We start from the raw sequence: 11894 nt of genomic DNA on the forward strand, positions 1-11894 counted from the left end.
ATACTCACTCCACATTTACATGTTCATGCAACGCATCTTCATTAGACGTTTCATCTCTTTGTGCTAATTTTAAGGTCAAAGCATCTAAAGTGATATGAACCGTTTGATCAAACAGCGTCGATAAGAGTTGAACTGATTTGATTCCTGCACCTGTTTTAGTCGCACCTGGAATCACGATAACAAAATCAGCTAGTTGTGCCAAAGGCGAAGTTGTATCGCTCGTTAAAACAATAATATCTAAGCCTAATTTTTTGGCAGCCTGTGTATCCGTAACAATGCCTTTAGTGGTACCCGATCCTGAAATAGCAATCCAAGTATCTCCTTTTTGAATCGATGGCGTAATCGTCTCACCCATCACATAATCTTGATAACCAATATGCATCAAACGCATTGCAAATCCTTTTGCTTGAAACCCGCTACGACCTGCACCTGTAATAAAAATTCGTTTATCTTTTTTAAAAAATGGTAACGTTGCATCAATTTGCTTTTCATCCACCAAATTCATCACTTCATTTATTTCGTTCATAATTGTTTGAATCATAACTTTTAATCTCCTTCATAAATTCATTTACTGCTTCGTTCATTGAAGAAGCTTTTGTAATTTTTGACCCAACAATGACAACTTCTACTAAATTTTGTTGTGCCAAAGCCGTTGCTTGTTTTAAATCAATTCCACCTGCAATCGCTAAACGATTGATTTGCGGAAACTTTTGATGGAAATCAGCGACACTTGCAACTGCATCTTGTTGGTCTTTTTTATCAATCGAATGATGCAATGTATAAATAGCTTGCGGAAAATCAAGAATTTGTTTTATTTTTTCATCCGAAACTTCTAATAAATCAATCATCATGGTCTTGTTTGTTTGCTGGCTAACTTCATAACACACTTGCAAAGTATCATAGGAAGCTGCTCCCATCACGGTGATAATGTCGGCACCAAATTTGAATCCTTGATTAAATTCATACGCACCTTCATCAATTGTTTTACTATCTACTAATAATTCGCTGTGATGTATGATACCTCGTAACTTTTCAATCGCTAAATTACCATAATCTTTAACTAAGGAAGTGCCCATTTCGATAATATCCGTTTTGCCATCAAGTTGCTCTGCTAAATGACACGCTTCTGTCAAACTTACACGATCAATTGCTGTTTGTAATTTCATTTATTTGCCACCTTATTTTTTGTTAAAAATTCTGTTAATTCTGTTGGTGTTGGATAGCCATCATTATCACCAGGTGATTGCACTGCCAATGCACCAATTGCGTTGGCACGAATAACTGCATTTTCTAAACTTTCTCCTTCAATTAAAGCCGTGATTAATCCTGCTGCAAAACCATCTCCAGCTCCTACAGTATCCACTACATGCTCAACTTTAAAACCTGGAATTGTAAATGAAGTCCCATCTTTTTGTTTGACATACGCCCCTTCTATTCCTAATTTGACAACTACCGTTTGGGTTTTTTCACTATTATTTAAATAAAAGTCCGCAATATCTTCTGGATTACGACTACCCATTAAAATTTCACCTTCATTAATCCCCGGTAAAATAATATCTGCATGTGCAGCTAGTTCATTAATGGTAGCGACCATGTCTTCTTGGCTTGCCCAAAGTTGCGGACGTAAGTTTGGGTCAAAAGTAGTTTGAATCTGGTGTTGTTCTAACAATTCAACAAAATGACGAAAAGCTGTTAACGCTTCAGAAGAAATTGCTGGAAAGATGCCCGAAAGATGCGCCAATTTTACTTCTGAAAAATCAATTGTATCTAAAACAGATGCCTCAAAATGTGCAGCTGCCGATCCTTTGCGGAAATAAAAAATACTCGGATCTCCATGACTAACACGATCTTTTAACTGGAAAGCTGTCCAATAATCGGATGTTTCATCAATATAATCTGTTCCAATCTCGTTTTCTTTTAATTGGTCGATAATAAATTCACCAAAGGGGTCTTTTCCTAAACGCGTAATGTATTGTGTACTGTGTCCCAAGCGAGAAACTCCTACGGTTACATTCACTTCTGCTCCGGCTAAAAATTTTTGAAAATGTTTGGCCTCTTTTAAGTTTTTATCTACCTCTTTTGATCCAAATAATGCTATAGGTTCACCAATTGTTAAAAATTCACTCATTGTTCATTCTCCTCATTCGTTTTTTGTACGCGTTTACAATTTTTATAATAGATATAAAGCTGCGATTAAATTCAAAACAGTAGCACCCCACGCCCATGGAATTCCAGTAGACAAGAACGTTTTCGTATCTAATCTAGCATATTGAACTGCCCATAAATTCCAAGATTGAGTGATACATGCTGACACTCCCATCATGGATGGAACCACGAGCAAACCATATAAGAAATACTGATCAAATTTTCCTGTGCCGACTAAGACTGCTGCTGTCGCTGCACCTGCTCCATATAACATTAACGGTCCTCGGAAAAATGATAATGGTGCTAAGATGGCTATAATAATTATCATGATCACTTTACTGCTTGGAATAATTTGTTGGAAAACTTCTGTGAATCCAGACATCGCATGCACTGCTGCTGATTGAAACATTGTTAAAACAAATAACATAATCAATAAGCCTGAAATGTCACTAATAGCATGAGTTGCTGTTTCATTCATCATTTTGACAAAACGTGTATACGATTTCATATTTCCAGTTGCTAGAAAAGCAATAATTGTTGAAAGTAATAAAGCTGGCACTGCATCCCATTTAGCAAAAATGCTTAAAGCAACGGGTAATACCGGTAACACATAAGTCCAAATTGGAACTTCTGCGATTGCTTCACTTGAATCAGTTGCTACAATTTCTGGTTTTCCATTACGAATTTTCTTTGCGTTAAATAGAATAAATAATAAAACGATAAGCATTTGGATAATCATTGCTACAAAACCAAATCGTTGGTAATGCGCATCCCAAGAAACTTCTGGGAAAAATACTTGAAATTGAACAAATAAAACGTTATTAACATACATTGCTGCCCCAATCGACATCGTAAAAACACTAACGGCGATAGGTTTAGGTACACCGATTGAAAACATGATTGGGAATAAAATCACTCCTACTGCAATTGCAGAACCAACACCATATGAACTGGTAAAGATTAATGCAATAACTAAAGCAATCAAAATGGTCGCTAAAACTGGATTTTTCTTGCCAACTTTTTCGGTTCGTCGGCTAATACTTCCTGCAATTCCTGTATCAACTAACACACGACCAAACCATGATCCAAAAATAATATATGATGCAGTTTTCCCATAATTTAATACTGGGTCTGTAAAAATTTCTTTAATTGCTTGATTAAACGGCACTAAGCCTATCATCGTCCATAAAACAGCCATTACAAAAAATCCAACTGTTAAATTTCCACCCTTCATTGCATATACAACAAATGCAACAAAAGTAATCGCTAACAAAATACCTGTAATTGCTCCACCCATTTAATTTGCCTCCTAATACTGATTCAATTCACTTAAAATTCGTTGGTATGCTGAAGTACGTTGTTGATGATTTTCTTCAAAAAAAGTGTTCTCTAAATTATTGAAACGTTGTGCTAAATAATATGCTGTTAAGTATGCAGCCAAAGATTCTTTTGCTGCTGTCTCCATTTCTTCTGTTTGCACTTCAGGTCGTTGAAGACTATTCATAAATTGATAAGCAAATTTTTCCGCGTTAATTTGTGTTTGTTTTTCTATCATGCAGACCACTCCTCTAAAAGTTTTTTTGCTTGTTTAATTTCTAAATCATTTGTCGTCGGATATTCGATAGCCACAGGAACATCTTGTGGTAATTGAGCTAAAATAGTTCGCCAATCAATTTCGCCATCATCTAGTTTGATGGCTTGTGGTTTATCCGCTTGATAGCGCACATCTTTCACATGGATATAACGAACGTATTCTTTTAATCGTTTAGCAGCATCATCTTCGTTTTCTCCTACAAAACGCCAATTTCCTAAATCATAGACATATCCAATTGGAAGCTGTTCTTCTTCCACTTTCTCCATAAATTGTCTAATTGCTTGAATCGTTCCCGATGTTTGCGTCTGATCATTTTCAATATTAATGTTGATATCGGTATGCGTTAATTTTTCTAATTCATCCAATGATGTAGAAGGTTGGAAATCACCAATATTCCATTTGATATGTTTGACGCCCATTTCTTTAGCTTCATCTAAATAGCTTTGCAAAGAGTCATTTAATTTTCCATTAACAAATACTTCATCAGGTACACTATAAAACAGCTCAATTCCTAAGTCCGAAGCAAGCTGTTTAATAACATGCTTCTCTTGATGAATATTTTGAAAGTATTCTCTTCTTATTTCGACTTTTTTAAATCCCAACTCTGCTGATTTCTGCAATATTTCGGCTTGCGAAACGCCATTTTCTACTTTTTCAGCAAATACTAATAAATTTAATACAATATTCTCTTTATTCATAAACACTATCCTCTCAATAAGTTAACCGGTTTCTATAAACAAATAGTAAACCGGTTTCCTAAAAATGTCAACGCTTTCTTAAATTAAAAACACCTGCTCAAAAAAACAAAAAGAAAAAAACGCCTTAGGAAACCGATCCCCAAAGCATCTTTTAAATAAAATATTTTTTATAAAATAACAAAAATTAAATTGATTTTCTCCATTGAACTTTTGCTGGCACGATGATTTCTTGTTCTAATTCTTCTGAATTTTTCAAAAAATTTACTAGTTTCTCTGCAGCAACCTCTCCAATTTGTTGAGATTGTTGTTCAATACTGGTAATTCCAGGTCCAACCAAAGCTGTTAGATTCCAATCATCAAATCCGGTAATTCCAATTTGTTGCGGAATATCAATCTTATTTTCGATTAGAATCGTTAATAATTCCATTAATACCCGACCATTAGAAGCAAATAATAACGTTCGTTCAGGATTCTTTAGTTCTGCAAAAATGAGTTGTTTTAAATTAGTCTCAGAGGTTACTTCAAGCAACTCTTGTTTTTTCCCCATTTTTTCAGTCACATTTTTGACTGTGTCATAACGAACTTCACGGGTAGTAACATCTTGTAACGGTTCACTAACTACCAGCACTTTTTGATAATCTTTTTGCAGTGCTTGATGTAAAATCTCTTCCACTGTTTCTTGATTATTTGTTGTGACTAATGGCCAAATAACTGGTTCAGTTTGTCTGTCCACTAACAGCAATGGAATATTGTAATCTTGAATAAATTGATAATTTTCAGCATTTCTAGAGGAAGCTTGTAAGATAATCGCCTCTACTCCTTGATCCAGTAATTTTTCTAACAAACTGCGCTCTTGTTTGACAGAATTTGCAGCATCCATAATAATCATCTGATAACCATTGCGTTCTAAAACAGCCCCAATTCCTTTCAGCAATAAAGAAGAATACATATTGGAAATATCTGCTACAACAACACCAATCAAATAACTACGTTTTGATTTTAAGGCCTGCGCTTGCCGACTAGGACGGTAATTCAATTCTTCAATTATCGAAGCGATACGTTCTTTCGTTTCTTTGGACATGTTTCCATATTGACCATTTAAAAAACGAGAAATCGTCGTTTTTGAAACACCTGCCTGTTCAGCTACTTGGCTAATTGTGACTTTCTTTTTCATCTGACAACTCCTTTGCTTTTCTCTATTTTATATGAACAATTGTTTTTTGAGAAGTTGCTCGATCGATTTCATAAAAAAAGAAGGATCTTTCTTCAAAGATCCCTCGCAAATTAGTTTGCTGGATTTTTACGAATACGCCAAACAGTTACTATTAGAGAAAAAAGACATAATAACAATGAACATAAAAAGGTAATTTTCATCCCATAGACAAAGACATCTGGTCGCTCATTTAGATAAGTGGTGACTTTTTCTCCCATTTTTTGACTCATCGCGGCATATAATACGGTTGTCGATAATGCAATTCCGATAACCATCCCTAAATTACGAGCAAAAGCATTCATACTACTCGCAACACCTAAGTCCTCCTTAGCCACGCTGCTCATGACTAACATATTATTTGGCGATTGGAATAAAGAATTTCCTAGTCCCATAATGGCTGTCGCTATCACATAATACCAAAGTGGTGTCTGTACATCCATAAACATATACATTAATTGCGTAATCGAAAGTAAGGATAATCCTGTCAACACTAATTTTGTTGGGCCAATTTTATCGGTTAAATACCCACTTAATGGTGAACCAATGACCATGACCAACGGGAAAATCATCATTAAAATTCCCGCTTGACTAGGTCCTAAACCACGCGCTTTTTGTAGATAAAATGGAATGACCACATTCACAAAAAAGTTAGAAGAAAAAATAATTACCGCACTAATTAAACTTAGCGTAAAAATTTTGTTTTTAAAAATGGAAAAAGCAATTAAAGGAATTTTTACTTTCTTTTCAATCAAAATAAATAAAACAAATGAAATAAGCGCTAAAATAAATAATGTTACTGGAACAATGTGTAGAAATCCTTCTTCTTGTCCAATAAATACTGCACCAAAAAATGTTACGATGAAAGATGCAAAACTCAAGAATCCTAATTTATCAATTTTTTTCTTCGTCATGGTAATATCTTTTGGTAAAAATTTAGTGCCCGCTATCATCGTAATGATGCCAACAGGTACATTAATCCAAAATATATATGGCCAAGAAAATTGGGACAAAATTAAGCCACCTAAACCAGGGCCGGCAATTGAACCTAAAGATACAAATGCCCCAATTGAGCCTAACGCACGTCCTCGTTCATTCATAGGAAAAACTTCTGTAATAATTCCTGAGTTCGTTGCCATCGTCATGCTAGCACCAATCGCTTGAACTACACGAGCAAACAATAAAAATGAAAGAGAATGATTAAAACCACACAGCAACGAACCAATCGTAAAAATCAAGGTACCAATTTGATACACTTTAATTTTTCCAAAACTATCACCGATTTTTCCAAATAACAATAAACACGCACACACAACAATTAAATAAATGGACACAATCCATTCTGCTTGGTTCATAGGAACATTCATGTCTTTAGAGATTGTGGGTAACGCAATATTGATAATACTACCATCTAGTGTTGACATAAACGTAAACATAGAAACCGATACTAAAATCCACCACCGATTCTTTTGCACTTCGGGATTTAATTGATAACTATTCATAAAAATAATTGCCTTCTTTCTTCAAATTAAAGAGTCTATGATCGAAATCATAGACTCCATAGTTTACTATCGTCTTGGTTCATCCTCTTCAAAATCTTTACGGAAGAAGCGTCGTTCCTCTTCAGGTTCAATATCCACTTCTTCTTCACGGAATTTTGCACGTAGCTTCAAGACACGCGTGCCTTCCATTTCCTCTGAAGTTAAAGTGACATTATCTACATCAAAGGATAGTTTATCGTCTTCATCAGGAATCGTTCCTAATGCAGTAATAAAGTAACCTGCCATTGTATCTACATCTGACATATGTAGATTTGTATGGAAAAGTTCATTAAAGTCATCGATTAACATGCGACCTTGAATAATGTATTCATCTTCAGAAATTTTTTCATATAATGATTCAATTTCATCTGACTCATCATCAATTTCACCAACAATTTCTTCTAATAAATCTTCCAGTGTGACTAAACCAACCACACCACCATATTCATCTAAAAGAATCGCCATTTGGTTTTGCGTCTTTTTCAATTCATACAATAAATCATCAATAAAGACTGTTTCAGGAACAAATAAAGGTTCTTGTAACAATTCTTTTAAATCAAGATTATCAAAACCAACATTGTATGCACTTTTTAGTAAGGTTTTTGTATGCAGAACACCAATCACTTTATCTTTGTCTTCATTGTAGACTGGAATACGTGAGAAGTTTTCAGCTAAAATTTTATCCATATTTTCTTTTACGTCATCATGAATATCAACCATAAAGGCATCGGTACGTGGAACCATTACTTCTCTGGCAACTTTCGTATCCAAAGAAAAAATCCCTTGTAACATTTCCAACTCGCTGTCTTCAAACACACCTTCAGTTTCCATCATGTAACGCATTTCATCACGCGTCATTTTTGCATCTTCATCGTCAAATGTCATTGGTGTTAATCGTGAAAGTAAGTTTGTCGAAGCCGACAACAACCATACGAACGGTTTGGCAATAATTCCAATATAACGAATTACACCAGAAGTAAATTGAGCAACCTCTTCAGACTTGTTTAAAGCGATTCGTTTAGGATATAATTCACCAAATACAATTGAGACATACGTCAAAATTGCCAAGACAATGATACTTGCTAAACTTTTTGCCGCTGCTCCGCCACCTAAATACGGTGCAAGATAGCTAGACAAACTGTCAGCTAACGAAGCCCCTGACAAGATATTGACTAACGTAATTCCGACTTGGATTGTCGATAGAAAATTCGTTGGATTTTCTAATATTTTTAATAATTTTTGGGATTTTGTATCTCCCTCTTCTGCCTTTTGTTCGACACGATTTCTATTAATCGAAACAAGCGACATTTCTGATGCTGCTAAAAAAGCATTCACCAATGTTAAAACAATTAACAACAATATTTGCGCTAATAGCGACTGACTCTCGGGGTCAGCATTCATAGTTGCATTCTCTCCTTATTTTTACAAATTATTGAAAAAAAAGCGTGGCAATCGCCACGCTAAAATCGTATCATAAAGGGGTTTTCTTTGCAATAAAAAGTAATTGAATTCTTTTTTATCCTAATAATTCCCCTTGTTTTTGCTTCGTTTTATCTTCTTTTATAACCTGAATTATAAATAAAACAATTGTACGACATACTGCATAGAAAGGTACACCTAGGAAAATTCCTAGCAAACCAGCAATATTTCCAGCAACTAATAACACAATAATAATAGTCAATGGATGGATAGCTAAACTCTTACCAATAACGTTTGGATAGATAATATTACCATCTAATTGTTGAACAATTAACACGACTACACAACATAACAATGCCTTAAACGGATCATTGAAAATGGTTACTGCTACTGCTGGTAATAAACCTAAATAAGGACCTAAATAAGGGATTAAATTAGTAATACCCGCAATAACACCAAACAAGAACGCGTAGTCTACGCCAATAATTAAATAACCTAAGAAAGTAAATGTAGCAACAAAAATACATTCAATTGCTTGACCACTAATATAATTAGACAACGTTTTGTTTAACTTCCCTAATAATTCTTCCACTTGACCACGTCGTTTTTCGGGAATTGCTTTTTCAATATTCGGAACCACTTTATCGCCATCTTTTAACATATAAAACAAGATAAACGGAGCAGTTACTAACGTCATCGTTGCAGAAGCAATTGAACCTACAATCGAACCTAGGCTACTAGATAAACCACCTAAGAAACGTTGGATAAGCGCCCCATAGGATAAATTCATTTTTTCCAATTGTTCCATAATGTCCACTTGTTGGAACATCTGTTTAACAACTTCTGTATTTGCTATACCATATGCCCAAGTCTCAACTTGCTCTACAAAATTTGGAATATTTTCAGCTAATTGTGAGATTTGAATAACCAAATTTGGAATAATACTACTAATCATTAAAACTAATGCCAGAATTAATATGAAAAACACAATAACAATTGCTATAATTCTTTTGACTTTCAATCTCTTTGTTAATAGTTCGACCATCGGATTTAACAGATAATACAAGAAACCTGCAATTAAAACCGGAGCAAACAATGTTGTAAAAAATGTAACGACTGGTTGAAAAACAAAACCAATTTTTGATAAAACTAAAATTAATGTAGCCAAGACTAATAATTCCAGCGACCAAAAAAATAATTTCGACTGTTTTACTCGTTCAAACATAACTAACCTCCTTCTAATCTGAATTAATTATATGCTATTTGACAAAAAAAATCCTCTTTTAAACTATCCAACCATTTAAAAGAAGCTTATAATAATGACGAGGTGATGAAAATGTTAGTTGCACACACAAGAGATACCATGAGCGATATTTATTTAGACGCATTAAAAATCCGTAATCAAGTCTTTGTGGTTGAACAAAATGTTCCTTTAGATTTAGAAATCGATCAATACGAAGCTCTTACAGTTCATTTTGTCTTATATGATGAAAATAGACTTCCGATGGCAACTGTTCGTTTACTGCCAATGGAAGATCAAAAAATAAAAGTTCAACGTATGGCAGTTTTAAACGAACATCGTCAAAAAGGTTTAGGCAAAATCATCATGCAAGCTGCTGAAACATTTGCAAAAGAACAAGGCTATCATAGCTTAATCTTAGGCGCGCAGTTAACAGCCGTACCCTTTTATGAACGCGTTGGATATCAAGCAGAAGGCGATGTCTTTTTAGATGCTGGGATTGAACATGTAACGATGACAAAAGAGATTTGATGGAAGGAATGATTTATAGCTAGACTATGAATCATTTCTTTTTTTATTATGCTTAATATAATGATATTTTACTGTCGAATCTTCCAGTAATTTATATGAGTTTCTTTTTATAATAATATACATTCTAACACTACGTCGTCTGAATAAAATTTCTTGTAAAGCTATTTTTATTTTCTCTTCTATTTTTTGTTTAGCTAATAATGAGTCATACACCAAAAAAAGTATAAACAAAAGTATCATTATCACAATAGTAATAGAAAGTAATGTGATCGCCCCGGTGATTAAAGCTTCATGTCCTTTGAATTCATAACTGTTCCAAATTGATACTCCAATACCTATTCCAAAAGAAACAATAGTTACTGAGATGCATTTTCCAAATATATCATATTTCCTTCTATTCTCTTCTCTATTTCCTTTTATATTTTCATCAATATATTTTATCATCCGTTCAATATCAATAATATCAAATTTATATGCCAATAGAAGATTATCAAAATTATTTATTTCATGTAACCAACTTTTTCTAGAACGAATATCATTTTTATTAAACTTGCCTAGTACTATAGCTGCTAAAGAAAATAGTATTGTTAAAATGTAAGCAGATGCCATAATCCAAAAAAATATTTTAATAAAAAATTATAGAACTGCACTAACCACCAAGACTAAAATTGACATCATCATACCTGTCAAAATAATATACACCCATTTTATTTTTTTGCCCCATATTTCTTTCAGACTTCTTTTAACACGACTTTTTTCATATAAATCTTTGATAACATAATAATATCTATTCATAAAAATACCTCTTTCTACATAAAAAATAATATTTCCAAAAAATATTATAACATTAGATATTTTAAGTATATAGCATTCAATACATAAAAGGAGCTAGAAACCTTATGAAGATTTCTAGCTCCTTTTTGTGTTGTTACTCTCACTTTTGCGACAATTGCTTGTAGCGGTTATACCATATATCGACATAACCCTCGGAGAATGGTCCTTTTCCATTATTGATCCAATCAACTAAAATTTTGACATTTTCCTTTAGAATAAAATCGATGTCTTGTGGATAATGCATGATTTTGCTGTGCAATTCATATTCATCGACATCTAATAATCGTTTTTCTCCATCAGGAAATACTTTGATATCTAAATCGTAATCAATATATTTCAGTGCTTCTTCATCTAATAAATAAGGTGAAGCTAGGTTACAATAATAGGAAACCCCCTTTTCTCGAATCATTGCTATTACATTAAACCAGTATTTTTTGTGGAAATACACAATAGCTGGTTCTCGGGTTACCCAACGTCTTCCATCTGATTCAGTTACCAACGTGTGATCGTTCACACCAATCATAGAATGTTCGCTGGTTTTCAATACCATAGTATCTCGCCACGTACGATGCAAATTGCCATCATGCTTGTAGCTTTGAATGCTGACAAACTCTCCTTCTTTTGGAACTCGCATAGCAACCCTTCCCTCAGCGAACCTCATTCGCATTTGTTTGGGTGTTCA

14 protein-coding genes are annotated in these 11894 nt (G+C 34.0%); 1 reads left to right on the plus strand and 13 read right to left on the minus strand.

Annotation, left to right across the window (positions count from 1 at the left end; genetic code table 11):
• Window positions 1-4: 4 nt before the first annotated feature.
• The 10 genes from hxlB to DOK78_RS11960 form a co-directional block, all read right to left on the minus strand.
• Entirely contained in the window at window positions 5-541 is a 537-nt protein-coding gene (gene hxlB / locus DOK78_RS11915; protein WP_207940143.1) for a 6-phospho-3-hexuloisomerase, read from the minus strand.
• Window positions 510-1166 (minus strand): orotidine 5'-phosphate decarboxylase / HUMPS family protein, encoded by a 657-nt coding sequence (locus DOK78_RS11920; RefSeq protein ID WP_207940142.1) that lies wholly within the window; start codon window positions 1164-1166, stop codon window positions 510-512. Before DOK78_RS11920 ends, hxlB begins: the two co-directional genes overlap by 32 nt.
• Window positions 1163-2128, minus strand: a complete 966-nt coding sequence (locus DOK78_RS11925) for a sugar kinase (protein WP_207940141.1) — start codon at window positions 2126-2128, stop codon at window positions 1163-1165. Before DOK78_RS11925 ends, DOK78_RS11920 begins: the two co-directional genes overlap by 4 nt.
• 42 nt (window positions 2129-2170) lie before the next feature.
• Entirely contained in the window at window positions 2171-3442 is a 1272-nt protein-coding gene (locus DOK78_RS11930; RefSeq protein WP_016175419.1) for a hypothetical protein, read from the minus strand.
• A 12-nt stretch (window positions 3443-3454) separates the two neighbouring features.
• The gene (locus DOK78_RS11935) at window positions 3455-3700 is read right to left on the minus strand and encodes a hypothetical protein (RefSeq protein ID WP_016175420.1); all 246 of its coding nucleotides are present in this window, start codon (window positions 3698-3700) and stop codon (window positions 3455-3457) included.
• Window positions 3697-4437 carry a sugar phosphate isomerase/epimerase family protein gene (locus DOK78_RS11940; RefSeq protein WP_207940140.1) on the minus strand — a complete coding sequence of 247 codons (741 nt, stop codon included), beginning with the start codon at window positions 4435-4437 and terminating at the stop codon, window positions 3697-3699. Before DOK78_RS11940 ends, DOK78_RS11935 begins: the two co-directional genes overlap by 4 nt.
• 184 nt (window positions 4438-4621) lie before the next feature.
• Entirely contained in the window at window positions 4622-5611 is a 990-nt protein-coding gene (locus DOK78_RS11945; RefSeq protein WP_207940139.1) for a LacI family DNA-binding transcriptional regulator, read from the minus strand.
• 110 nt (window positions 5612-5721) lie between these two features.
• Complete coding sequence (locus DOK78_RS11950) at window positions 5722-7149, minus strand: MFS transporter (RefSeq protein WP_016175423.1); 1428 nt, start codon at window positions 7147-7149, stop codon at window positions 5722-5724.
• A gap of 66 nt (window positions 7150-7215) precedes the next feature.
• Window positions 7216-8589, minus strand: a complete 1374-nt coding sequence (locus tag DOK78_RS11955) for a hemolysin family protein (protein WP_207940138.1) — start codon at window positions 8587-8589, stop codon at window positions 7216-7218.
• 115 nt (window positions 8590-8704) lie between these two features.
• Window positions 8705-9832, minus strand: coding sequence for an AI-2E family transporter (locus DOK78_RS11960; protein ID WP_207940137.1), 1128 nt, complete (start codon window positions 9830-9832; stop codon window positions 8705-8707).
• A gap of 111 nt (window positions 9833-9943) precedes the next feature.
• Here DOK78_RS11960 and DOK78_RS11965 point away from each other — a divergent pair, with 111 nt between their 5' ends.
• Window positions 9944-10378, plus strand: coding sequence for a GNAT family N-acetyltransferase (locus tag DOK78_RS11965; RefSeq protein ID WP_207940136.1), 435 nt, complete (start codon window positions 9944-9946; stop codon window positions 10376-10378).
• A 24-nt stretch (window positions 10379-10402) separates the two neighbouring features.
• Here DOK78_RS11965 and DOK78_RS11970 read toward each other — a convergent pair whose 3' ends face one another.
• The 3 genes from DOK78_RS11970 to DOK78_RS11980 all read right to left on the minus strand — a co-directional run bounded on the left by DOK78_RS11970 (window position 10403) and on the right by DOK78_RS11980 (window position 11846).
• Window positions 10403-10987: a hypothetical protein gene (locus DOK78_RS11970; protein ID WP_207940135.1), complete on the minus strand. Its 585-nt coding sequence runs from the start codon at window positions 10985-10987 to the stop codon at window positions 10403-10405.
• A 27-nt stretch (window positions 10988-11014) separates the two neighbouring features.
• Entirely contained in the window at window positions 11015-11173 is a 159-nt protein-coding gene (locus DOK78_RS11975; RefSeq protein WP_207940134.1) for a hypothetical protein, read from the minus strand.
• A gap of 139 nt (window positions 11174-11312) precedes the next feature.
• Entirely contained in the window at window positions 11313-11846 is a 534-nt protein-coding gene (locus DOK78_RS11980; RefSeq protein WP_207940133.1) for a nucleoside tri-diphosphate phosphatase, read from the minus strand.
• Window positions 11847-11894: the final 48 nt, after the last annotated feature.

Source organism: Enterococcus sp. DIV2402, from assembly GCF_017426705.2.
GTDB lineage: Bacteria > Bacillota > Bacilli > Lactobacillales > Enterococcaceae > Enterococcus_F > Enterococcus_F lowellii.